At 36.8% G+C, this 24,532-nt stretch carries 19 protein-coding genes; 1 reads left to right on the top strand and 18 read right to left on the bottom strand.

Translation table 11 applies throughout. The features are described 5' to 3' along the window. Positions 1-418: 418 nt before the first annotated feature. The 4 genes from ACYSN2_RS01855 to ACYSN2_RS01840 form a co-directional block, all read right to left on the bottom strand. Positions 419-1,285, bottom strand: a complete 867-nt coding sequence (locus ACYSN2_RS01855; RefSeq protein WP_461748561.1) for a c-type cytochrome — start codon at positions 1,283-1,285, stop codon at positions 419-421. A gap of 98 nt (positions 1,286-1,383) precedes the next feature. Next, on the bottom strand, positions 1,384-2,724 hold the full coding sequence (locus tag ACYSN2_RS01850) for a c-type cytochrome (RefSeq protein ID WP_461748543.1): 1,341 nt from the start codon (positions 2,722-2,724) through the stop codon (positions 1,384-1,386). Positions 2,725-3,424: 700 nt separating this feature from the next. Further along, entirely contained in the window at positions 3,425-4,342 is a 918-nt protein-coding gene (gene glaH, locus ACYSN2_RS01845) for a glutarate dioxygenase GlaH (RefSeq protein ID WP_461748542.1), read from the bottom strand. 819 nt (positions 4,343-5,161) lie between these two features. Next, positions 5,162-5,479, bottom strand: coding sequence for a DUF3870 domain-containing protein (locus ACYSN2_RS01840; RefSeq protein ID WP_461748541.1), 318 nt, complete (start codon positions 5,477-5,479; stop codon positions 5,162-5,164). Between the two features lie 388 nt (positions 5,480-5,867). On the opposite strand from ACYSN2_RS01840, the gene ACYSN2_RS01835 reads away from it, so the two are divergent. After that, positions 5,868-7,241, top strand: coding sequence for a phosphohexomutase domain-containing protein (locus ACYSN2_RS01835; RefSeq protein WP_461748540.1), 1,374 nt, complete (start codon positions 5,868-5,870; stop codon positions 7,239-7,241). Between the two features lie 106 nt (positions 7,242-7,347). On the opposite strand, the gene galE is transcribed toward ACYSN2_RS01835, so the two are convergent. The 14 genes from galE to ACYSN2_RS01765 form a co-directional block, all read right to left on the bottom strand. Next, positions 7,348-8,376 (bottom strand): UDP-glucose 4-epimerase GalE, encoded by a 1,029-nt coding sequence (galE, locus tag ACYSN2_RS01830; RefSeq protein ID WP_461748539.1) that lies wholly within the window; start codon positions 8,374-8,376, stop codon positions 7,348-7,350. A gap of 114 nt (positions 8,377-8,490) precedes the next feature. Further along, entirely contained in the window at positions 8,491-10,200 is a 1,710-nt protein-coding gene (pgi, locus tag ACYSN2_RS01825; protein WP_461748538.1) for a glucose-6-phosphate isomerase, read from the bottom strand. Then, positions 10,200-11,507, bottom strand: a complete 1,308-nt coding sequence (locus tag ACYSN2_RS01820; RefSeq protein WP_461748537.1) for a UDP binding domain-containing protein — start codon at positions 11,505-11,507, stop codon at positions 10,200-10,202. The genes pgi and ACYSN2_RS01820 overlap by 1 nt, the downstream gene beginning before the upstream one ends. 159 nt (positions 11,508-11,666) lie before the next feature. Next, complete coding sequence (gene galU / locus ACYSN2_RS01815; RefSeq protein ID WP_461748536.1) at positions 11,667-12,572, bottom strand: UTP--glucose-1-phosphate uridylyltransferase GalU; 906 nt, start codon at positions 12,570-12,572, stop codon at positions 11,667-11,669. Positions 12,573-12,759: 187 nt separating this feature from the next. After that, positions 12,760-14,937 (bottom strand): capsular polysaccharide biosynthesis protein, encoded by a 2,178-nt coding sequence (locus ACYSN2_RS01810; protein ID WP_461748535.1) that lies wholly within the window; start codon positions 14,935-14,937, stop codon positions 12,760-12,762. A 7-nt stretch (positions 14,938-14,944) separates the two neighbouring features. Continuing rightward, complete coding sequence (locus ACYSN2_RS01805) at positions 14,945-16,039, bottom strand: capsular polysaccharide export protein, LipB/KpsS family (protein ID WP_461748534.1); 1,095 nt, start codon at positions 16,037-16,039, stop codon at positions 14,945-14,947. 17 nt (positions 16,040-16,056) lie between these two features. Next, positions 16,057-16,647 carry an acyltransferase gene (locus tag ACYSN2_RS01800; RefSeq protein WP_461748533.1) on the bottom strand — a complete coding sequence of 197 codons (591 nt, stop codon included), beginning with the start codon at positions 16,645-16,647 and terminating at the stop codon, positions 16,057-16,059. 8 nt (positions 16,648-16,655) lie between these two features. After that, entirely contained in the window at positions 16,656-18,035 is a 1,380-nt protein-coding gene (locus tag ACYSN2_RS01795; protein WP_461748532.1) for a glycosyltransferase family 29 protein, read from the bottom strand. After that, positions 18,036-19,979, bottom strand: a complete 1,944-nt coding sequence (locus tag ACYSN2_RS01790; protein WP_461748531.1) for a glycosyltransferase — start codon at positions 19,977-19,979, stop codon at positions 18,036-18,038. It abuts the gene before it with no gap. 22 nt (positions 19,980-20,001) lie between these two features. Beyond that, on the bottom strand, positions 20,002-20,844 hold the full coding sequence (gene kdsA, locus ACYSN2_RS01785) for a 3-deoxy-8-phosphooctulonate synthase (protein WP_461748560.1): 843 nt from the start codon (positions 20,842-20,844) through the stop codon (positions 20,002-20,004). A 24-nt stretch (positions 20,845-20,868) separates the two neighbouring features. After that, a complete protein-coding gene (locus tag ACYSN2_RS01780; protein ID WP_461748530.1) occupies positions 20,869-21,819 on the bottom strand; it encodes a KpsF/GutQ family sugar-phosphate isomerase in 951 nt (316 codons plus the stop codon). A gap of 45 nt (positions 21,820-21,864) precedes the next feature. Then, a complete protein-coding gene (locus tag ACYSN2_RS01775; protein ID WP_461748529.1) occupies positions 21,865-22,524 on the bottom strand; it encodes an ABC transporter ATP-binding protein in 660 nt (219 codons plus the stop codon). Next, on the bottom strand, positions 22,521-23,315 hold the full coding sequence (locus ACYSN2_RS01770) for an ABC transporter permease (RefSeq protein ID WP_461748528.1): 795 nt from the start codon (positions 23,313-23,315) through the stop codon (positions 22,521-22,523). The genes ACYSN2_RS01775 and ACYSN2_RS01770 overlap by 4 nt, the downstream gene beginning before the upstream one ends. Before the next feature lie 67 nt (positions 23,316-23,382). After that, positions 23,383-24,531: a polysaccharide biosynthesis/export family protein gene (locus tag ACYSN2_RS01765; RefSeq protein ID WP_461748527.1), complete on the bottom strand. Its 1,149-nt coding sequence runs from the start codon at positions 24,529-24,531 to the stop codon at positions 23,383-23,385. Position 24,532 lies beyond the last annotated feature (1 nt).

Here is a 24,532-nt window from a genome sequence, read left to right as displayed (position 1 = left end):
GCTTTAGCTTCAACCAAAGCTGATCATTAAGTAATGTTTGGGGCATAAAATAGAGAGTTTGTATTGTTTTCTGGCGATTACATTTTACAACTCTCTATTTTTTTATTTCAAATGTTCAACAGACCCTAATATTTCAGAGATATATTAAAGAGAATTTATCCAATCCTAAATTTAACACAAAAAAAAAGCACCTCGGGGGGACAAAGCCTAGTAACGAGGTGCTCAATAGGGATGCATATACAATATGATATAATCTTTCCAACAATACAATAGGTTATTGACAATACTTTATATTAATTGATATTGATCATTCTTTCCTTTTAGTTCCTTACTTTTATGATGATCATTTACATATCTAGTCCAATTTTATCTACCTAGGCGTATTGTTTAACATCCATCCTAAACATTATAAAATCTATTAATAACGTGCATCTTTCGGTTTATTACCATTCGGCCAGTCGTTGACCTTCCCTTCAAAATCAGGTCTTGGGAGATGCGTGAAATATTCAGAAACATCCACAGCTTCTTGATCCGTTAAGACATTCCCTTGCCCCCAAGCACCCTCTTTATGAACCGACATCGGCATATTGTATTTCACAAAGCTTGCCGCTTTATAAGTACGTGCTAAGCCGGCACCGATATTGAAAGATTCTGGCCCCCAAAGTGGTGGAAAGATAATATTTCCGCGCTTATCTTTTAAACCTTCGCCCTGATTGCCGTGACACGTCGCACATTGCGCCGCATAAATGACCTGCCCTTTCACAGGATCTGGCACTAAACTCTCATCGATTGGACCTGCGTTCACGATATTTACCTTTGCATCTGCCGGCTGCGATTGACTGAGCCAATCCATATACGCAATCATCGCCTTCATCTCTTTCGATTCAGGATTCAACGGTTTTCCATTCATGGAACGCTGAAAACAGCCGTTAATGCGCATCGTTAAATCTGTCATCTTCCCAGATCTTGGCATCACTTTTGGATATTGATGAGACGTTGTCATGTAAGGATTGCCGTAATTCTCTTTCCCTTGATCCGTATGACAGCTATTACAGTTCATCATTGCCCCAACATTGTCCGGCAATATGCGCTTCGTTTCATTTAAAATGAGCTTTCCATACATAATCTCATCGGCATTAGGCTCTTTTAAAATCTCCAAATCTGAAGGCACTGTATACCACCCTAAATCCTCGCCCTCTTTAGTCGTCATTGCAAAACGCTCGGGATCAGATTCTGTATATTCCGTGGCAAATGCTGTGGTCGCAACCGTTGAAATAGCGAGCATTCCGGCAATAAGAGAGAATAACATCTTCTTTTGAAAATTCGTGGGAAGCGCCATCGCAATATTGAATTTCATATCTCGTTTCATATTCCTGTTCTCCCTTAGTTTAATGTAATATTCGGTGCTTTATTGCGAAGGAATTTGCGCATCTCAGCCACATCTTTCGGCGTGATTTCCGGCGCCGTATTATTCCAGCTATTACGAATAAAATTGATGATTTCCGTAATATGATCATCACTTAGATGATTAAATGCCGGCATTGTAAACGCCATGCGATCTGCCGGCGTTGAGGGCATTTTTCCACCTTCTAACGTGATTTGAATAATAGACTGCGCATTATTGGCAAGCACCGCACTATTGAGATTGAGCGCCGGGAAAATTCTCGGAACGCCTTCGCCATCTAAACGGTGACACGTGTAGCAATTCTCTACATATAAAATAGCGCCGGGATCACGATATTTACCAGAAAGGAGAAGATCCGTTGTCGTATCCACTTTTTCCGGCAATTCTAATATCTTATCCGGTGCCGGCGTGAGCTGTTTTAAATAGGCTGCTGTCGCTTCCAAATCCTGATCGCTCCAATATTGCGAGCTATGCTCCACAACATCCGCCATCGCTCCAAATGCGATCACTTTATCGGTACGTCCTGTTTTGAGGAATTCACTCACTTCCGCTTCGCTCCACAGTTTTAAACCTTGTGCTTCGCCTCGCAAGCTTTTTGCTCTCCAACCATCAATTAACGCACCTGAAAGGTAAAGTTCTGAATCATTGGACAACGCTTTTTCCTGATATGCAATTCCTCGTGGCGTATGACAAGCACCGCAATGCCCAGGTCCTTCCACAATATAGGCGCCGTGATTTTCAATCTCGTTCAAATTAGGATTGGGCGTGAACTCACGTTGCGGAGAGAATAAGAATTGCCAATATGCCACCGGCCAACGCATACTGATCACCCAAGGAAAGGTACTTGCGCCATTGTGCTTTTTCACTGCCGGCACAGATGTCATGAAATATGCGTAAATCGCTTCTAAATCTTCATCTGGCATAATGGCGTAGGAAGTATATGGCATTGCCGGATAGAGCGGCGAATCATCCTTTCTCACGCCATGTTTTACGGCATTCACAAATTCCGTTAGCGTGTAATTTCCAATCCCTGTTTCGGCATCTGGCGTAATATTGGTGGAATAGATTGCCCCAAATGGTGTTTGCATCGCTAAACCGCCGGAATAAGGTGCATCTCCCGGTACAGAGTGACATGCCGCACAATCAGAGAGCCTTGTGAGATATTTCCCTTTTTGAATCAAATCTTGGTCATATTGTACATTGGAAGCATTACTGGGTTCCGGCGCTTTACGGGATTTCATAATCCACATTGAACCGGCATAAGCGGCAATAAATCCGATGATCCCAATGACAATCAGCCATTTAATCACTCTCTTCATATTTCACTCCTTTGAAATATTGATATTGAAATTTGATATTGAAATCTGCTCTAAATTTTGTATTTAAATCTCGTCTTTAAATTGATATTGAAGATTAAAAATATTTTATAAGCTTTTATAAATTTTTATATTAAATAATTACTAATTTAAATATAATCTTACACTGAATATATAACACAAATAAAATGAAAAACATAAGAAATCAAAGACTTCCTGAAAACTATCCAAGTGGCGTATTGACAATTCTTAACTCAACTATCAAGACCTACTTTCAAACAATTAACAGATTTTTTTTATCCGCTTCCCGCCCAATATCTTCGCAACCTTTTTTTGAATGCTGAAATCCTTATAAATCTTTAGTCAAAGCACTACTCTTTCCTATGACTTTAATCAAAAACCTTCGATATTTTGGTAATCTACAAACGTGGTTCTTATCGCCCTTGATAAAGATTCCTGTACTAAAATTATTTTTTCCAGCGTATTCAGAGCATTCAAAGTAATACTATCAACCATTGAATTAATCCATGAATACAATTCATTGATACAATCACTGTTGAATCGCAAAAAAGATAAAAAAACCTCGATGATTTCACATCGAGGCTTTCCTTTTAGACATAAATATCAGCGATTTCTTTCTTTTTAACTCATAGTTATATCTATCTTTTTGTTGTCCTTAACAGCTAAATGCCTTTTATTTGAATTATTCGTAGAAATGACCGCGCTGACGGAGAAGCTCGCGATTCAAGTTAGGATTTTTTTCAAATGCTGCACGTCCGTGCATCCAGAATTCATTATTAAGTACAACTAAACTACCTACCGGCAATGCTAACTCAACCACGTTTTTCTCTGATTCGATTGATTGTGAAAGTTCTTTTAAGAATTTCGCTTCTTCAATTGTTTCAGGATATGCAAATTGGTCGATGAAGCAGATGCATGGTTTATTGTTTTTCAAGAAGAACAATTTACGGAATACGATCTCTTGAACATTTTTACTTGGTGGCGCAATGTATTGGAACTTGTGCTCACCTAATGGGCTCTTGTAGAACTTATCAAGCTCTGCCCAATCATCTAAGTGAAGTAAACGGCTCTCGCCACCTACTGCATTCTCTTCGATCATTTTCATCATCAAGAGCCAATCTGTCGCTTCGCTCACAAATGTACCATCTGTGTGCATTGTGAAGAGACGATATGCTTGACGAAGATAAGAGTCACTGCTGTCAGTATCTCTTACTTGGAAACGTGCATAGTATTTGCCCGTCATTGAGTCAAAGTTTGAGATTCCTACTAAATGTGCAATCGCTGTAGAGAAAATTACATACTCATCTGTATCTTCAGTAACGCCTTCAACACCAATTGTAAAGCCGCCTGTTTCACGATCATTGATAATGTTACGAAGCATATTGCCGAACTCGTTACCGATCTCTTCATCTAAGTAGCTCGCAATCACTTGACGCTCATACGGCGTATATTCAAGATGCTGAACACCAATACCTTCTTCACGAATACGGTTTAAGAAGTTCGCAACCACTTCTTTCGATAACTTAATGTTTAAAATACGTTTAGATTGTGGATTGTAATCTACTTCGATTTTGTCATTTTTTTGAATATACTTAGACATATTTAATTCTCCAATTTTTGCGAGCAACCGGTTTCCCCTAGCGCTCTATAGTTGTAATGTATTTTAATTTCAATCTTTTTTAATGTTGTTTACTACTTAAAATTTGTTTTGAGCTATTAACGATCTTCACTTTTTATTGCTTCTCAGCTTTGTTTTTCAACTTTCTTTAGGCAATAAAAAAACCAGAGAACATGAACTATGATTTTAAATATATACGCCGGCATCCGGGATATATCATGACATCCATAGTCTTTTGTTCACTGGTTTATCCATTCTCATGTGTCGTGGCTAAACGATCTCCGAATGGTTTGGCAGTTACTATTATTAACAGCTCTTAAATTCTTTTGTATCACGTAATCGGTAGTGGGAAAGAACAGTGGTAACTGCTCTGCACGACGCTGATTGATACTGTTGTTAGAATGTAGCATGCAACTAAAATCTTTGCCAACTCTTTTTTTGAATTTATCCCCAATCGTCATCAAATTTTCATATTCAACTGTTAGGAAAGCGATCAGAAAAACCTCTAACAAACTGATTATCAATAAAAATAACTCACTTCATGAAAAACATCTAAAAATGTCTATTTTTCACAAATGTCACAAATATTCTCAATATTGAAGAACAATTTCAGGTAACAATACAAAAAATGTTCTGCAAAACCGCCCTATTCTATTCCCTGATTCCTGATTCCTGATTCCTGATTCCTGATTCCTGATTTTATTCTGTATCGGAATATCAATATGTTTCTACTTGCTTCAATTTATATCAATACTGACTTCAAAAAACTCTAGCCTAGAATTTTTCATTATCGCCTTTGAATTATCGCTTCTTCACGTTTTGATATTGATGCTCTAAATCTCGAAGTGCGGCAATCAATGCGCTTGTCGCTTTTCCACGATAACTATCGTTAATAGCCTCAATCATCACATCAATCCCATCATTTAAACTATAACCCCGAAGAAGTTTCCCAATAAAATCCCGTCCAAGTTCCGTAATCAGCGTGCAATCTGCCGATAAAATCACACCATATTTAGGTTCAATCTCAACAGTAATTGTCATTGATTCAAACACTGTTTTCGCCGCCATTCCTTGTGGCAAACGCGCATATCCCGCTAAAAAAAGCGTTTTGCTATTCATTTTTTTACGTCCTTCTTTTGGTCATTATCGAACTGTTATCGAGTTGTTATCAAATGTGTTAGATGATTTTTTTGGTGATTTTTTGATGATTCTTAAGGCTTTTGGGATTTTTATTCCTCTCATTATAAAGCTGAAACAACTCTCAGATATCCATTTTCTCTATCTTACAAGATGTTACGGTTTTTCTTTTTATTCAAAATTGTGAGAATGAAAATATTCTAGCTGAAAACCAAAAATCCTACCGGAATAATTACTCGCTCTTTTCCCATTCTAGGTAGGATTCATTATAATAAGCGCAATTTGAATCTGTTTTTATCGGTATTAGTAGTTTTAGCAGTGTTATCGACTTACTATCATTTTTCACAATCTCAACAATAGGAAATTCAACATGTCTACCTTGACTTGCTTTAAAGCTTACGACATTCGCGGAAAACTGGGAAGCGAGCTTCACGAAGAGCTCATCTATAAAATTGGTCGTGCTTACGGCGATATTTATCAACCCAAAACCATCGTTGTGGGCGCAGACATTCGCTTAAGCAGTGAAGGTTTAAAGCAAGCACTTATTCGTGGTTTAAACGATGCCGGCGTTGACGTACTCGATCTTGGAATGACAGGAACGGAAGAAGTCTATTTCGGCGCATTTCATTTAGATGTTCAAGGTGGCATTGAGATCACTGCAAGCCATAATCCTATCGACTATAACGGCTTAAAACTCGTCAGAGAAGATGCTCGCCCAATCGGTATGGAAAGTGGCTTAAAAGAGATTCGTGATCTTGTAGAAAGCGAAGAGTTCAGAGCCATTACGGAAAAAGGTACAACTGCTTCTTACGATATTGTGCCGGAATATGTATCGCATCTTCTGACGTATCTTAATATCGATCAGATTCGTCCTTTAAAACTCGTCGTCAATGCCGGTAATGGCGCTGCGGGGCATGTGATTGATGCTTTAGAAGCTCGCTTTCAATCGCTGAACATTCCCATTGAATTTATTAAAATCCATCACGAAGCAGATGGCACCTTCCCCAATGGGATTCCTAATCCGATTCTCATTGAAAATCGCGATAGCACAAGAAATGCCGTATTAGAACATCAAGCCGATATGGGCATTGCATGGGATGGTGATTTTGATAGATGTTTTCTCTTTGATGAAACCGGCGCATTTATCGAAGGATATTATATCGTGGGGCTTCTTGCACAAGCATTCTTGACCAAAATGCCCAATGAGAAAATCGTGCATGATCCAAGACTTATTTGGAATACGCTTGCGATTACCGAAGAATTTAAAGGGAAAGCGATTCAATCCACATCAGGTCATGCATTTATCAAAGATGCGATGCGTGAACACAATGCCGTTTATGGTGGAGAGATGAGCGCACATCATTACTTTAGAGATTTCTCTTATTGCGATAGCGGGATGATTCCTTGGTTATTGGTAGTGAACCTACTCTCTTCTACGAAGAAACCGCTTTCAGAGCTTGTGAATTCTATGATTACGGCATTTCCATGCAGTGGTGAAATTAACTTTACCGTAAAAGATTCCAAGCAGACCATTGAGGCAATCCTTAAACATTATCAACCACAAAATCCTGAACTTGATACCACAGATGGCATCAACTTAAACTTTGGGGAGTGGCGTTTTAATGTTCGCGCATCGAATACCGAGCCACTTCTGCGCCTGAACATTGAATCAGATGCCGGAAAATCGCCAAAACCGATGCAACACTATATTGATGAACTCACAGCACTCATTCAAAATTCTTAAATGAAAACTGCTGGTTGAATAGGATTAATAGATCATTATCCCTATGCAACCTATGATAAAAAGGTGCTTACTCTCTGAGTAGCACCTTTTCTTTTACTTTTAGTGATTAATCTTCTTGATAGCCTTCAGGATTCGTTGATTGCCAACGCCAGCTATCTTGTAACATCTCTTTTAAACCATATTGAGGCTTCCAGCCTAACTCATCAATAGCTCTTCCATTGTTTGCGTACGAGATTGCAACATCTCCTGCTCGTCTTGGAGCGAAACTAAAAGGAATCTGAATACTATTCACCTGTTCAAACGTGTTTTTCATCTCTAATACAGAGGTGCCATCACCCGTACCAATATTCCAAGCTCGGCATCCACTATTATCTAAGCGATTATTCAATGCACACAGATGAGCATTTGCTAAATCAACCACATGGATATAATCACGAACGCCTGTACCATCCGGCGTATCATAATCATTACCAAAAATAGAAAGCTCCGCCCTTTTACCGACAGCGACTTGGGTAATATACGGCATTAAATTATTGGGAATCCCTTGAGGATCTTCTCCAATTAGCCCGCTTTGATGCGCACCAATCGGGTTAAAGTAACGTAGCAGTGCCACAGACCATCTTGTATCGGCAATAGCCACTTTTTCTAACATCTGTTCTGCGATTAATTTTGTATAACCATAGTTATTTGAGGGCATTCCTGTCGGCATTGTTTCTTCTAAGGGAGAAGGATTCGCTTCATCATATACCGTTGCCGAAGAACTAAAGACCATATGAAATACTTCTGCTTTTTCCATCGCTTTAATAAGAGAAATAGAGCCTGAAATATTATTATCAAAATACTTTAATGGCTCTTTCTCACTTTCACCCACCGCTTTCAAACCGGCAAAGTGAATAACTGCATCAATTTTATGCTCTGAAAATAAGACATCCAAACAAGCTGAATCTCGGATATCTCCTTTAATAAAGGTTAAAGATTTTCCAGATAGCTTTTCTACTCGTTGTAGTGCAATCTTGGAGCTATTCGATAAGTTATCAAGCACAATTACTTCAAAACCATGAGCTAAAAGCTCTAAACAGGTATGTGAACCAATATAGCCTGCACCACCAGTTACTAAAATTATCTTATTTTGCATGATTTTTTTATTCCTTTCTGTTGATTTCTGACTACCTCCTTCTATTAATAAAATACTTGATTCCTAATTTAAAAATCTATAAATGCTTCTTTAACACTCATCACCTATTATGAGTTAGTCCTGTTCCCGTAACATGAGAATGAGCCCCTGCGTAGAAGAATCTAATTGTGAAAATTCTACCTCATCCATTCCCGACAATAACGGCAATAATTGATTGGCGATCTCTTTCCCTTTCTCAACGCCCCACTGATCAAAAGGATTAATATTCCAAATCACCGATTGCACAAACACCTTGTGCTCATATAGAGCGATGAGCATACCAAGAGTTTTCGGCGTTAAGGCTTTCACTAAAATGGTTGTACTTGGCTGATTCCCTTCATATTGCATTTTTGCTCTTAATGCAGAAGTGCTTCCGCAATCCTCTTGATTTTTTACCGCTTGAAGCTTCACTTCATCTACTTCATTGCCAAAAGCTAATAATCTTGATTGCGCCAAGCAGTTAGCAAGAGATAATTGATGCTGTTCAATTAACGCTTCTGAATTTTCATGATAAGTAAATTGCGCCCTATTATAACGCTCAATCGGCGCAATAAAATCTGCACTGACAGAATGTGTTCCTTGATGCAAAAGCTGATAGAAAGCATGTTGCGCATTTGGCCCAACTTCTCCCCAAATAATCGGACATGTTGTGTAATCAATGACTTCATCTTCCCGATTAATCGATTTCCCATTCGATTCCATTTCTAGCTGTTGCAAATAGCTCGCAAAGTATTTAAGCCTGCCATCGTAAGGCAAGATTGCATGGGTTTGCATATCAAGATAGTTACTATTCCAAATGCCGATCAAGCCCAATAATACCGGAATATTACGCTCAAAGGGTGCTTCCCAAAAATGTTGATCCATGCAGTAAGCACCATCTAAAAAGGCGCGAAATCCTGAAACACCAATGAGGAGCGCAATGGGTAATCCAATGGATGACCAAAGTGAGTATCGTCCGCCCACCCAATTCCATAATTGCAATTGATGATCTTCATGAATGCCCCATTTTGTCATTGCGTCATGATTCGCCGAAACGCCAATAAAGTGATTTTTTAAGGTAATGGGGCTATCACCTAACGCTTTAAACAGCCATTGCCGAACAGTTTCTGCATTCGTTAATGTATCAATCGTGCCAAACGATTTAGAAGAGATAATAAAGAGCGTTGTTTCTGGGCGTAATCGATAAAGAAGATCTGAAAGTTGGCTGCCATCAATCGTTGAAACAAAATGAATCCCTAATGGCTTTACCGTTTTCACTTCAAAATCTGATAATGCCGTTGTTGCCATAAGTGGCCCTAAATCAGATCCGCCCACGCCGATATTTACCACATCTGTAATCACTTCACCTGTAGCACCGCGATATTGTCCGGCATGGATTTTTGTGACTAAATTCGTCATCTTTTCAAACGTTGCTTCAATCTCACCGGCAACTTCTTCTTTATCAAGGAGATTGCTTAATGCTTCTTTCGGCGCTCTCAATGCCCAATGCATCGCCGCTCGATTTTCACTCTGATTCACCCTTTCTTGACTAAAAAGACGATTAATCCATTGTGATAAATCCCGCTCTTCTGCCAATTCCACGAGCGCATTTAGCACATTTTGATCTAATCTCTGCTTACTATAATCAAAGAGTAACTCTTCTAATTCTTGGGAAAAATGCTCAAATCTTTTAGGATCTTCCTGAAAAATTGCCGTGAGATGTTTCTCTTTAAATTCCTCACTCAACGCCTGTAACGCTTCATCTGCATGCATCTTGTAATGCGCTTGTTTTTCTATCTCTTTCATTATCGGCCAATTCCTTCGTAGATAAAACCAAGAGATTTCATATAACTTGGGTCATAAATATTACGGCCATCGAGCAACAACGGAATATTCATCTCTTGTAACAAAAGAGAATAATTAGGGCTGAAATATTCCGTCCAAGCGGTTAAAACGCAGAGCGCATCGGCATTTTCAATCACGTCATATTTATCATGGCAAATAATCAGGTCTTCTCTTTTCCCATAGATTTCTTCAATCTCCGGCAAAGATTGTGGATCATGCAACTTTACAATCGCACCCTGATACCAAAGCGCCTGTAATAAATTATGCACCGGCGAATTGTAGCTACTGGCACTATTTTCTTTAAAGGAAGCGCCCCAAATGCCAATCACTCGATTTTTCAGATCTGTTTCAAAAAATTTCCAGAGCTTTCTAAAAACCAGCTCTTTCTGCGCTTCATTAATTTCCCATACTTGAGAAAGTAACTTACTTTTTGTGCCAACTTTGGAAACTTCATCTGTCAGCATTAAAATATCATGAGAGAAATTTTCTCCACCGAATCCAACTCCCGGCGAAAGGTAAGTCGCTCCAATTCGAGAATCTGCCGCAAGTCCTTGTTTCACATTTAAGATATCAATCCCTAACGATTCAGCGACATTTGCTAAATCATTCATATAACTAATTCGGGTTGCCAACATTCCCGAAATACTGAGCTTTGTAAATTCCGCATCGAGAATGGGCATAAACAGATATTGATTATCAAGAGGATAAAAAGGACGCAATAGCTCCTTGAGTAATCTCTGAGATTCCGCACTTGATACACCAAGCACCACTTCCTTCATATTTAAGAAGCTATCGATAGCGCTTCCTTCCTGCAAAGTATCTGGAAAATAGACCCAATTGTCGGAAGCTTGTTCTTGCTCTTGTTTTTCCGAAACATCAGATGATGACATTAGAGATACCTGCATCAACGCTTCTTGTAATCTTGCCGTTCCATGAAGACCAAAGGTAGAACCGTTAATCATCATCCGGCTCTTGAAGGACTCTTTTCTCGGCAGAGATTGAAGCGATTTGATCGCTAGTAGTTCTTGATCTGCTGCATAACTCAAGATATAACATTCTACGTCATTAGAAAGATCTTCAATATCAATTAGTTGCAGATTACCTTTTTCAATCATCTCTTTTAGACGATAGTTAATTTCTCTATCTTGATAATCAATTGTTTGATCAGATCGATCATTCATTACCCAGAAAACCTGATTACCACATTCCGCAAAAAGTAGAGATAATACCCCTGCTTGAAGCGTTGATCCTAAAATAGCTATTTGCATCTATTGATATCCTAAAATATATTTTGGAAATATCCCAAAGAAAACGATGTATTCAGATATATTCTTAATAACAAATATTCAATCATAAATATCTAAAACCGTTTCTGGTGTGATCCAAATCCGATCATATCCCGATTCAATTCAAGACAACTTCATATGTTAATCATTCATCGAATCGCAAGTGGTTTGAACCATCTTTTTAAACTCAGAGCCTAAAACAGGATGCGAAACGCCATAATGTAAAATTGCTTCTAAATAGCCAATTTTACTACCGCAATCAAAGGTTTTTCCATGCATACGATAGGCATCAACCGCCGATTCTTGCTGCAACATGGCAATTGCATCGGTTAACTGAATTTCATTGCCGGCGCCTTTTGGCGTTTTTTCTAATAGTTCCATAATGCTTGCCGGCAAGATATAACGGCCAATTACCGATAAATTGGAAGGCGCTCTACCAATCGCTGGTTTCTCGACAATCCCTTGCATCTGAATACTTTCACCTTTTAGCGGTGCTTCCGCAACATCCACAATGCCATATTGATCGACTAAATCACTTGGCACTTCTTCCACCATAATTTGTGCATGTCCTGCTTTCTCAAATTGCGTCATCATCGTTTTCAAATCATTATCTGAAAACTGAGAATCTTGTCCGTTGTAAACCAATACATCCGGCAATAAGACGGCAAAAGGTTCCTTTCCCACGAGTGGCTTTGCACATAATACCGCATGTCCTAAACCCAATGGTGCACCTTGTCGAACGCTCATTACTTTTACATTTGGTGGAATAATGGCTTCAATTTCCGCTAAGATATCGAGCTTGTTTTTCTCTTGAAGAATCGTTTCAAGCTCAAAATTTTTATCAAAATAATTTTCAATACTCGCTTTAGAAGGATGCGTTACCAAAATAATCTCTTCAATGCCGGCATTTACCGCCTCTTGCACCACATAATCAATCACAGGACGATCCACAACGGTGACCATCTCTTTCGGAATCGCCTTACTTGCCGGCAAAAAACGTGTTCCAAGCCCTGCAACAGGCAATATTGCTTTTCTAATTTTCGTCATGTTAATTATGCTCTTGTTTTTCGTATTTTCTGATGTCGATTAATATAAAATCGAAGCATTTAATGAATAATTACCCGATATGATAACACCGATAATTTTTCAATTACCGGTGTTATCTCAATATACTCATACTGAATTCTAATAAATATCGTCAATGAATATCTCTAATGAATATTATTTCTACAATTTACCATTTAAGAGTTTGCATTAATCCTTGTAACTGCTTCCATTTACGTGCTGGCCAATGGGTTTTTAGCGTTGATTTTTTCAACTTATTCGTTTGTAATTCTCGCTCTTTTGCCAAAGATTGAAGTATTGTTTCGGCGTTTGTGAGTTTTCCGGTACTGATATTGAGATATTCAGGATATAGAAGTAACGTGCCGGCAATCAGCTCACTTAGTATGAGTTTTCGCAATCTACGATTTTCTAACCGATGTCGATCTTCCGTTAATCCCCAGCCGGCATAAAAAGGAATGCCGTAGCAATGCACTTTTTTACCACGAAGCAGAGCTTCAAAGCCGGCAAGGGATGTCATTGTGTGCAGCTCATCACACTTTTCAATGAGCGCCATAATATCTGTTTCCGGCATGATAATATCGGCGTATTTCAGCGCTTCATTCTCGGCAATTTCCCCAATCCGATTGCCGCTCACGACATCTGGATGCGGTTTATAGATAATGTATGCTTTCGGATTTTGCCGGCGAACTTCTTTCAATAAACCTAAATTTGTTGAAATATCCCGAGTTCCCGTTTGAATAGAAGCATCATCTTCCACTTGCCCCGGCACAAGAAAAATCTTTTGATCTTTTGGAAAGATATCTGTGATTTCATAAGAACCCACATTATATTTCCCGACCTTTTCCGCCACTAACTGAGCTTGTAATGCTTCTGCACGTTTCAGCAAATCTTCCGTGAAATGCGTATTTTCTAATATATGCTCTAATCGAGATACCTTACTCGCATCAAAATAGATTCCTAAATCATCAATCACAAGCGATCTCGGCGCAACTAAATTTGAGCCAAGCCCTACCGAGCGAATAAAGCCATCTTCCATTCTTAATACCGAAAGATTCTCCCGATTCGCCCAAGTTTCTAATTCCGGAAACTTCTTTCCCCATAGTAGAAGTCGGATATTGTTATTAGTGTTTCTATCAATATGGTCATTACTATCCTTATGGGTATGATCATTACCCTGATTTTGATGAATCTCTATATACGCTTGTTGTAATGCTTTCGGATTTTTAAAAAATCGAAGTTGGTTTCCCGTTGTCTTTAGAAAAGGACTCATTATCCGGCGTTTCCACCAAGAAAGTCCGGCAATCCAGATTTCCCCTTGTAGTAACATTTCTCGGCGCTTCATCATGATGAGATATTCGATGACATCAAAAATCGAACCGCGTTCACTCGTAAAAGGATTAATATACCGGCAATATTGCACATAACTTGCCGTAAAGAGCTCTAATAAAGTTCGAGGTTCTCTTCGCCCTTCTGCTTGAAGCTTTGTAATGCCGGCATTTCGATCTTCCGTCAATCCCCAGCCGGCATACCACGGCAAACCAAAAGTAATCACTTCTTTACCAAGTAATAATGCCTCAAATCCCATTTGCGACGTTGCGACATACACTCTATCCATCTTTTCAATCAAAGAATGCGGATGAATATCCTCCACTAAAAAGTGAATATGCTGGTACTTTTCTGGCGCTTCGTTTTTCATCGTCAAAAATTCTGCAAAATGCCCCTGCTTCTTACCGGCAAGCACATCTGGATGCACCTTAATCCAAATTTCCGCCAACGGATTTTCTGCAATTGCAGCATTCAGCATCTCTGTAAACGTTGCCGACGTAGCACCACCGTAAAGCAGAGACATATCGCCAAAAGTCTGATCAATCACTAATACTTGCGGTTTAGATGTATCTATTTGAAGAGATTGTGGAATGCCTTCTAAAATATGGTTATATTTCGTTAAACGATTTTCCACCACTAAAGCAAGTGCCTTTTCTCCATCAGAAAGCGAATGCTGCAAAGCATCTTGATCTAAAATCATCGCCTCTAAGCGAGAAGGCTTCGTCGCATCGTAGTAAACTCCTAAATCATCCACCACAAGTGATAACGGATCTTCGCCATTCACGCCCAAATCCATAGAACGAAGGAAGCCATCTTCTATTAAAATAAAACCTTTATTGGTACAGCTTTTCGCGATTTTCTCTGCTCGAATCCCGCTTCGCTTTTTACCCCACCCCAATACCAATATTTGATCAAAGTCTTGAGGAATCCCTTTCTTTTCCGTACTAGAAAAAAAAAGATACCATTTTTCCTGATGACGCCATAATCCAAAACTTAATAAAGGGATCTCTATTTTATTCATTTCAGTCCTAACAACTCGCCAAAAAACTAATAATTTTTTCTGGTGTTGTATCTTCCTTTGTATAAGGATGGTGATAACGAGGGTATAAAATGTACGCCCCTGCTAATAACTCACTAAGCCCAAGTTTTCTTGTGCGCCTTTTATTAATCTGTCGGTCATCTGTTAAGCCCCAGCCTGAATAAAAAGGACAACCTAATGTTGTCACTTTAATTCCTCGTAATAATGCTTCAAAACCAGAAAGGGAAGTTATCGTGTATACATGATCTATTGTTTTAAATGATTCTGACAATGGTACTTCTTCATTTAACACTAAAACTTCTTTATATTTCCCCACTGCCCCTTTTCTAAGCCCATTCAATACATCTGGATGGGGTTTATAAATTATCTGAGCACCAGGATTTTCTGCAATAGCCAATTCTAATAAATAATTAGAATTGTATTTTTTATAACAACCATACTTTATTGAAGCATCATCTTGCACTTGCCCTAAAACTAGGATTCTTTTTTTTACTTTAATACCATATAATTCATCTACAGAAACGGCACTGTCTGGATTATATTTACTGACCCCTGTTATTAACAATAACTCCCTTAATTTATCAGACCTCATTAGTAACTCATGATCATTTTTAAAATCATAAGTCTGTAATATAATTTCCAATGTGGAAGCTTCCCTACAGTTGTAATATAGTGTTTCACTATCAAAAACTAATGACGCTGGGGGAGTATGTTTGGCTCCTAATTCTTTAGATCTTAAAAAACCATCTTCAACAAAAAAATAAGGAATATTATTTTTTTTCAAAAATTGTAGTAAAAAATCAGGTGCATTCATTCCCCATAACAAAAAACCATCTCCAAAATTTTCTAAAATTAATTCAGAGTAATTTTCATTGAAGTTTTTTTGGGTCAAACAAAATGGTAAAAATATTAAATTATTGTGCGGAAACCAAGTTTTCAGAAAAGACTTTTTCCAATCTGAAAAATGATAACAATAAAGATTTTTCTGACCAAGAACACTAAACTCCTCTCTTTTATTTTTTTTAGCATCTCTAAAAAATTGCTTAGGTTGATTAAATAGTTTTTTTATTTTTCGAAAATTCATACGTTTTATTTACTACTCTACATTGGTTTATCATATGTCCAAATAATCCCTGTTTTAACTATTCGGCAAGGATTCCCTGCAACGATAAGATGACTATCTATAGTGCCTGTTACAACAGTACCCGCCCCTATAACTGTATCTGATGATATTTTAGTACCTTTTAACACAATCACATCATCACACACCCAAACTCTATCACTAATATATACACTCTTATTCGGATTTAAGATTTTTCTAGTATCCTTGCATAATATACTATGTTCATCACTAGTTCTTACTACTATGCCCGTAGCAAATAAACAGTTATCACCAATAACAATTTCTTTATTAGGTCTGCATAATAAAGAGATATTATTAGTAGATCTGAAGTTTTTCCCGATCTTAACGCTACCTTTCGTATCTATTCGAATACTGCCTCTAAAATTACAATTATCACCTAAATATAATGTACTATGACTCCCTGTAAAAATAACTTTCAGTTTGCATGACTTAGGAAAATTTCCCCCAATAATTATTAGATTGTTTTTACCACCGATAGTTTCATGAACTTCCAAATTAATCTGCCAATCAAATGTAATATTATTTTCAAAAATAATAGATGTGTTCATGATTACCCTTACATTAATATTCTATTCAAAATACTTGCTTCCCTATCCCAATTATGGGGATAAAATTTACCAATATTGTTATTAGAAAAATAATGCTCTGAGCGATTATTTTCCTGGTTACCAAATGAAAAGCCAAATACCCAATCCTTTGGAATTTTCCCTCGAATTAAATATATCCAATATATTATTGCAAGCCCCGCGGAAGGAGATGTACCTAATTCTTTTATTAAATCGTAATATACCCTAGACGGAATAAATAAAAAATCAGTATCAGAAATCTTCGCATCCCATAAAAAATCATCGAATGAAGAATTTCTAAAAAGAGTATTATTGCCGGATTGAATCACTCCTTTGAAATCCACTGTGTTTTTTCTTTGAATATCAATAAAATAACCACCTTTCACCCAATAATCAGTTTTAAAACCATAATCTTCAGAAAATCTACCGCCTGTTGCAAAATTATTAAATCTAATAACTAAGCTAGCGCTGTCTATCTGAATACCATTTCCTGTATTTAATTCTGTGGGGCCATTACCAACAATTGAAATTTTATTTGCATTTTTAATTTGGTTTTCAAAATTAGATTGACAGGATAATAATTCATTATAGGCTTGAACTCTCAAGCTATTATCTTCAAAAGTTTCCTGATAATACATTTCAAGTGTAAAATACTTTCTCTTTAATTCGGGGCGGATCGAAGGATATAACTCATTCACATCTGTATAGCGACCAAACTCATATAAACATGCACATAAAAAATTTTTTTGAACAGGACTTAGACTTTTATATTTTCCTTTAATAACCTGAATATGTTTATATAAATATGGAGAAACCCCTTGAGATTCCCATAAAAACTGACATAAAAAATATCTTGCAGCTATATGGTCAGGTACTTTCTCTAATATATTCTCTAAAACATCTACTGTTTTCGAAATATTATATTCCCCAGACTTTCTTAAAAGATTAACATAACTCATCTTTAATTCATTAGAATTAGGATGTTTTATTATAGCTTTTTCTATAAAACGACAAGCATCTACATATTCTTCATTTAGCTCATAGAAATAAACATAAGCATTAACTAACTTTTCTTTCCATGGATGTATAGCCCAAAGACTAAGCAATATTTCCCTTGCTTCTAAATCCGATATTTTTTTATCCCTAACGTCATTTTTAAAATGCCCTAAATTAAAAGATTCATAAGTTAGCTTTTTATTAACTTTATCCTTAGTATTAACAGGTAATTGGGAATGAATTATTGGTTTCTCTTCCTCCTGAAATGAGTTGTTTTTAGCCATAAAAATAAATGACAAGTATTTACTATCTAAAAGAAAATGTTTGGGGTTCTTCAAAAGTTTTCTTAACTTTCTTAAAAATGAACTATTCATTTATACATCCCCCTTTAAAACTTGATTTCTTATTAAAGAATACGCATTCTTTTTTTCAGAGCATTCATAGGATTCAATAAAATTGATAGCATTCTCTCTAGAACCAACATTAACAATCCTATTATTGCCACCATTTAAAATGTCATCATTATTATCAATATTCTTATTTAGATAGACAGAATAATTATTGATGATGAATATAGAATTATTATAATCAAAAAACTCAGAAACCATAAAATCACTAATAGAAATGATTGTCCCATAATGAGAATATGACACATGCGCTTCCGAAATATAATTTAATTTACAGTTTATCTTTTGGGTAATTTCTTTTAACAATGATTCGCTACCAACAAAATCAACACTCTCATAAGATGCCAGCAAAATACTCAATTTATTAAAGTCAACAGCCATAAGATCCTTTATCTTATTAGCCCAAAGAATAACATTATTATTCTCAACTTGAACAAAACGATCTGGTCCTTTAATCCCACTAAAATAGATATTAGATAAATGGGAAAATCCATATTGGTTTAATGTATAGCCATGCTTACTAAGTATAGATTTTTCACAATATAATATTTTAATATTTAGTTTTTTTCGCAATAAATAAACATCATTTATGTGTAATGGAAATTCACTATCTAGAACAACTACTTCAGCTTTAGATCTTTTTATGATACCTTCTAATTCTGAAGTAGAAGAATAATTAGCTGAAATATTATAATCACAAATATCTTTTATTTCACTATAATACGATCCATGATAAGCAACTGAAACACGGGTATTTTCTAAGATATTATTATAATTTTTATGGAAAAATCTAGCCATGGCCAAAGTTGAAGATACAGCTAAAATATTAATAGGTACTTTAGTAGTTACTATTGTCGGTACACCCCCTAATTTAGTTACCATATCATTATGAAATGATGCATAACTAATCCCTTTATAGATATTAGAGTTATCTCCCTTAATGTAAGATTCAACATGGCTGATTCCCGATATAAAATCAAGATTTAAAGCATCTAATACATCTTCAAAATGCTGAGGCTTTGCTTGAGTATCTATCGCAACTTTGATCAATTCAATTAATGTGTCTATATCTGCGAGCGGAGCAACTCTCAATATTGGAGGTGGGGCCATTTCTTTGTTTCCCCCAACATCCCAAGCGACAACGGACGTTCCCACAGAAAGAGCCTCCAAGATAGCCATAGAGCAGTTTTCAAACTTACTCAGAGATATAGCTACTTTTGATCTAGCAAGAATATCAAATTTACCCTCACCTTCAATATGATCAACTATTGTTAAGTTAGAGTAGTCTCTACTAAATTTAATCTTCTGCTCTTGTTTACCGGCTATCAAAACATTTAAATTACTAGGTAACTTTTGCATTAATTCATCAATAAACTCGTTTCCTTTTAAGTCATTAAACCTACTAAGAAAAATAACATCAATATCTTTTTCAGATTTCTCTCTAAATAAATGAAGTTGCTTTTTTATAGGATTTTTATAAACGTGAATATTATCAATATCTAATTCATCTTTTAATAGTTCTAACATACCATAAGATGGGGATGAAACTGCTTTAGCTTTATACATTGCTCTAACTTCATCAGAAAATCTAGCTTCATCAGGAGATTCATGAATTATTTTCTTATATAAAAAATAGGGGCAATGCATACGTATATGAACATTATATTCATTACTTAAATATAAACTTGGGGACTGCGATTCTGCACATTCTATAACATCATAATAGCTAGCTCCTTCTCGCTTTAAAACATTTGAAATATATCGTCTAAATTCTTGCATATTCATAGGATATGGCTTATTGATTACATCATAACCATTATCTAAAAGACCATTTAACTCTTTAATATAATTACCAACACCATTACTAAAATTAGGATCCAAAACAAAGTGATTAATTAATAATTTTTTCATAAATATTATTTTCCTCTTCCTCTTAATTTATTCTTAGTGGATTAAAAGATTTAATAACTTCATCTATCGATTTCAGTCTTAATAAAAAGTCATACAATAAAGATAATGGCAATGCACTTGGCCCATCGCATTTAGCGCTATTTGGATCTTCATGAGCTTCTAAAAATAGTCCGGCAATCCTTGTAGCCATTCCTGCCAAAGCAAGATCCACAATCTGCTCTCTTCTTCCGCCGGAGGCTTTATCATTCGAATTACGTTGTTGTAGCGCATGAGTCACATCAAAAATAATAGGAGCATTATTACTAACCTGCTTCATTACCCCAAATCCAAGCATATCTACTACTAAATTATCGTAACCAAAGCAGGTACCTCGATCACATAGCATGATTTGATCATTGCCTGCCTCTTGAAACTTTTCGACGATATTTCCCATTTGTGAAGGGCTTAAAAACTGAGGTTTTTTCACATTAATGGGCTTTCCTGTTTTAGCCATAGCGACTACTAAATCCGTTTGCCTTGCCAAAAATGCAGGAAGCTGTAAAACATCAACATATTCAGCTACAATCTCTGCCTGATAAGGTTCATGAATATCGGTAATAATTGGAACATGAAACTCTTCTTTAACTTTTTTAAAGATTTTCATTCCTTCTTCTAACCCAACTCCGCGATATGAGTGAATTGAAGAGCGGTTAGCTTTATCGAAAGAACCTTTAAAGACTAAAGGAATATCTAATTCGCTAGTCACTTTTACATAATGCTCACATGCTTTTAATGTACTATCTAAATCTTCAAGAACATTAATCCCCCCAAAAAGGGTAAAGGGTGCATCATTATCAACCATAACATCATTAATTTTAATCATTATTTATTAAGTCCTATATAATTTTTTTTATATTCCAGGCTGTTCAAAAACACCAACCACAATACCTTCACTATTTTTAACGACTAATGTTCTAATCTTATTTTCTTGTAATATTTTTTCAGCTTGTACCAAGTATTCTGTATCAAGCACTTCATGTGGTTTTTTTGTCATAATTTCTTTAGCTGCCACATCAATATTCATATTATTTGCAACTAATGCTCGTCGAATATCCCCGTCTGTAATAATACCTTGGAAATTTTGGTTATTACCTACAAATGCAACACCACTTTTCGTCTCTGTCATTTTTAACAAGCAGTCAGCAAGCGTAGTATTTTCAGAAACAAAGGGGAGATCTTGCGTATTCATGTAGTCCGAAACACGACTTAATAGCTTCCGCCCTAAACTTCCCCCTGGGTGGAATTTCGCAAAATCTTCAGGTTTAAAATCTCTCACTCGCATTAATGCGACAGCTAATGCATCACCTAAAGCAAGAGTAATTAAAGTAGATGATGTTGGCGCTAAGTTATTTGGACAGATTTCCCTCTCAACTCCAATATCAAGAAATACATCACTATGTTTAGCTAATGTAGATTCAGAATTCCCTGTAATACCAATAATTTTATTACCAAAACTTTTAAGGCTAGGAATAAGTTTGTTGACTTCGTCAGTTTCACCACTGTAAGAGATAAGTATCAATACATCTGATGGTTTAATCATTCCTAAATCACCATGAAACGCTTCCGTCGGATGCAGAAAGAAGCTAGGAGTACCAGTAGATGCTAATGTTGCAACAATCTTTTTACCAATTAAACCTGACTTACCAACACCTGAAATAATCGTCCGTCCTTCACAATTGAGGATTAAATCAATAGCCTCATTAATGCTTAGATTTCCAACAACTTTTTCTTGCCACTTTTTTAATATATTTATCTGATCTGTTACAGCCTTCTCTACAACATTTAAACCATCGATACTCATTTTTATTTAATGTCCTTATTTTAATTATTTTACTTTTATCTCTATTTATAAACCTTGATAAATTTTAATCCCTTCCTCAACATCCTCATAAATGGTCGCAACACCATTATTGAGAATGATGACTAAATCACACATGGTTCGTACTTGCGTCATCCCATGCGTGACTAATATAATATTCGCTTTGCCAACTTTTGCTTTAAACGCATCACTCGCTTTTTTCTTGAAGTGAGCGTCTCCCACCGACATTGCTTCATCCACAATGTAGTAATCAAAATCAAAGGCGAGGCTTAGACCAAATGCAACCCGCCCACGCATCCCCGATGAGAATGTTTTTACTGGCAGATCAAAATAGTCACCAATTTCTGCAAACTCTTCCACATACTTTACTTTCTCTAACATTTCCTTGCCGCGGAACCCTTGGGTTCTTGCGATAAACTTCACGTTTTCACGTGCAGAAAGGGATCCTTGGAATCCACCAGCAAGACCGACTGGCCAAGAAATGGTTTGATCTGTAATAATTCGTCCACTATCTGCCGTATCTACTTTTGCGAGCAAATTCATAAGCGTGGATTTTCCCGCACCATTTTTACCGATAATGGCGACATTTTTACCATCTGGAATCGTGAAAGATAGGTCTTTAAAAACATACTTTCGCCCAGCCTTATGATGCAGATAGGATTTAGTGAGATTTTCGATCTTAATCATTTCACTAATAACCTCTGGCGGCGTAAACGGTATAATCCTAGGCCTGCAAATAACACAATAATTGTACATATAAGCGGATAACTATATGTTACACCGTTAATACCAGGGTAATTTATAAATACTGCTTCCCGAATATTACTAATGATATGGGCAAAAGGATTCCATAGAAGCCATGGGAGATATTTATCTGGCACAATCCAAAGCGGAAAGATCACGCCGGACATCAGATAAAGTGGTAAAAATAGAAGTCGAATAAATGACTTCATATTCGGAAAAACCTGCGTCACAATGGAGAAGATAACACCTAATCCAAATGCAAATAAAATTCCGATAAGCAGCGCCATTAACCATTCAAGTGGGTAAGCCACTAAAATGTCATAGCCGAACCAAAAGCCAAAAATAAAGATAAAGATACAATAGACGGTTGCAGAAATCATGCACTCCACTAAGACACGTGCCACATAAGTGTCAAACACTTTAATATTGGGGTATGAGAACAGTGCCTGATTCGCACCTACAGAATCCATAAGCTTAAAGATAATATTCCGCATTAAGAAAAAAGGTATCATTCCTGTTAATAAAAACATCGGCATATCAATACCCGGCATTGATCTTGCTCGTAAGACAGAAAAAATAAACATCATAAAAGCAATATTTGCCATTGCTTCAAATAACTCCCAAAATGCACCCATTCGGCGCTCGCCAAAGCGCGTCAAAAATTCCCGCAAGACGAGTGCGAAGAGCACATCTTGCATAATTTGGAATGGGGTTCTTTTGGTATGAGTTGTCATTCTATTTTTCTATTCTGTTTTAGCTGATATGGTCACATAGTCCACTGTAATTTTAATCTCTTTCTTACTACTTACTAACGGAATTACCCAACACTAACATTTGGATAATCGGTGAAATAAGTTTTTGAAATTCATAGGTTGCGGCATTCGTGACATATACGGCATCATCTGGATGCATTAAAAACTGTCTTGCTACAAACAGAGATGTGGGATCTTGTAGGTTTAACTGAAACACCATTGGTTTTTCTTTTGAAGTAATAGTGCTTGTTACGGCATCATATTCCACACCGTCGGATAATCTAAAAACAAATACGCCACTTGCATTGGCTTTTTGTTCACTTAATCCACCTACTGTTCCGAGCACATCTAAAAGGCTCGCATTTTTAGAGGGAAAATCATGAAGTCCTGGTTCATTCACAGCACCCATCGCTACAAAACGTTGACGTGAACGTTCCACTACAACTTCTGTATTCGCGGCAATGGGATGGTTCATACCATTTAACAAGTCTTCATAATTGAACTTTGTAACATGAGAGCCATTACGAACCACAACATCCACTAAATAAGGTTCAAGCTTCGGGCCACCTGCCATATTTACGGCATCAAGTAAAGTTAACGGCCCTTCTAATGTGGAGAAGCGTCCTGGTTTATTAACATCACCGGCAACAAGTACAGAACCTCCTAAATCACCGACAATGTTGATCACAACTTGTGGATCAGAAACATATTTTTTTAACTGTTCACGAACAGCGCTTTCAGCCTGAATCGTTGTTAAGCCTTTTAAATTAATAATGCCGGCATAAGGAAGAGATATTTCCCCACGACTATTTAAACGCACTTTATCAAATACCGTTCCACCTGCAGCAAGTGGTGCAAACAGAGCACCATCTTCTGCGCTATCAGCGATCATAATTGAAACCACATCTCCTGAGATCATTTTTAATTCAGGTACGACAGGCTTACTCACAGAAGAGTTTAATTTCGTGACTTTCGGCGTCATGTATTGATGCACGTTTTTAGGAGAAAGTGCCACAAACTCATAGCCATTAGTGAGAGAAGAGTCTGCCCCATTTTTTTTCTTACTATTCACGATAGAACCTTTACCAGGTCCTGCAGCAGATAAAACACCGGAGCATCCTGATACAACTAAAGGAAGCACAACGAGTAATGAGTGCGTTAATAACTTATTAAATGAATAAGAGGGTCTATTTTTCATA

The organism is Ignatzschineria sp. LJL83 (genome assembly GCF_054871845.1).
Note: the sequence above shows the minus strand (reverse complement) of the source record. Positions and strands in the feature narration are given on the sequence as shown.

Bases quoted from the DNA above. Each gene is read 5' to 3' on its own strand.
- ACYSN2_RS01855 (WP_461748561.1), bottom strand. From the start codon at position 1,285: ATGCTCGCTATTTCAACGGTTGCGACCACAGCATTTGCCACGGAATAT.
- ACYSN2_RS01850 (WP_461748543.1), bottom strand. From the start codon at position 2,724: ATGAAGAGAGTGATTAAATGGCTGATTGTCATTGGGATCATCGGATTT.
- glaH (WP_461748542.1), bottom strand. From the start codon at position 4,342: ATGTCTAAGTATATTCAAAAAAATGACAAAATCGAAGTAGATTACAAT.
- ACYSN2_RS01840 (WP_461748541.1), bottom strand. From the start codon at position 5,479: ATGAATAGCAAAACGCTTTTTTTAGCGGGATATGCGCGTTTGCCACAA.
- ACYSN2_RS01835 (WP_461748540.1), top strand. From the start codon at position 5,868: ATGTCTACCTTGACTTGCTTTAAAGCTTACGACATTCGCGGAAAACTG.
- galE (WP_461748539.1), bottom strand. From the start codon at position 8,376: ATGCAAAATAAGATAATTTTAGTAACTGGTGGTGCAGGCTATATTGGT.
- pgi (WP_461748538.1), bottom strand. From the start codon at position 10,200: ATGAAAGAGATAGAAAAACAAGCGCATTACAAGATGCATGCAGATGAA.
- ACYSN2_RS01820 (WP_461748537.1), bottom strand. From the start codon at position 11,507: ATGCAAATAGCTATTTTAGGATCAACGCTTCAAGCAGGGGTATTATCT.
- galU (WP_461748536.1), bottom strand. From the start codon at position 12,572: ATGACGAAAATTAGAAAAGCAATATTGCCTGTTGCAGGGCTTGGAACA.
- ACYSN2_RS01810 (WP_461748535.1), bottom strand. From the start codon at position 14,937: ATGAATAAAATAGAGATCCCTTTATTAAGTTTTGGATTATGGCGTCAT.
- ACYSN2_RS01805 (WP_461748534.1), bottom strand. From the start codon at position 16,039: ATGAATTTTCGAAAAATAAAAAAACTATTTAATCAACCTAAGCAATTT.
- ACYSN2_RS01800 (WP_461748533.1), bottom strand. From the start codon at position 16,647: ATGAACACATCTATTATTTTTGAAAATAATATTACATTTGATTGGCAG.
- ACYSN2_RS01795 (WP_461748532.1), bottom strand. From the start codon at position 18,035: ATGAATAGTTCATTTTTAAGAAAGTTAAGAAAACTTTTGAAGAACCCC.
- ACYSN2_RS01790 (WP_461748531.1), bottom strand. From the start codon at position 19,979: ATGAAAAAATTATTAATTAATCACTTTGTTTTGGATCCTAATTTTAGT.
- ACYSN2_RS01780 (WP_461748530.1), bottom strand. From the start codon at position 21,819: ATGAGTATCGATGGTTTAAATGTTGTAGAGAAGGCTGTAACAGATCAG.
- ACYSN2_RS01775 (WP_461748529.1), bottom strand. From the start codon at position 22,524: ATGATTAAGATCGAAAATCTCACTAAATCCTATCTGCATCATAAGGCT.
- ACYSN2_RS01770 (WP_461748528.1), bottom strand. From the start codon at position 23,315: ATGACAACTCATACCAAAAGAACCCCATTCCAAATTATGCAAGATGTG.
- ACYSN2_RS01765 (WP_461748527.1), bottom strand. From the start codon at position 24,531: ATGAAAAATAGACCCTCTTATTCATTTAATAAGTTATTAACGCACTCA.